1 protein-coding gene is annotated in these 253 nt (G+C 67.2%); it reads right to left on the reverse strand.

All coding sequences use genetic code 11. The features are described from left to right. Nucleotides 1-253 (reverse strand): LysR substrate-binding domain-containing protein (locus tag SB756_RS32805; protein WP_410913605.1); only part of this gene is annotated, 253 nt, incomplete at both ends.

Genomic DNA, 253 nt, shown 5'->3' on the forward strand with positions numbered 1-253 from the left:
CTGTCTCTTCTTCCAGCACTGTACGCAGCAGCTCGACCGACGCCTGCTGGCGCTGTGCATCGCGGAACACCAGCCCAACCTTGAGCGGCACCCGCGGCTCGCTCAATGGCTTCCACAGCAGGCCCTGGTCATCCTCGGCCGCGTCCTTGGCCCGGCCAGGCAGGATGGTGGCCAGCGCCGTGTGCGCCAGGCTGTCGAGAATCCCGGCCATGTTGTTCATTTCTGCCTGCACCTGCGGCCGACGCCCCTGGCT

This window comes from Pseudomonas sp. SIMBA_068, from assembly GCF_046534705.1.
GTDB lineage: Bacteria > Pseudomonadota > Gammaproteobacteria > Pseudomonadales > Pseudomonadaceae > Aquipseudomonas > Aquipseudomonas putida.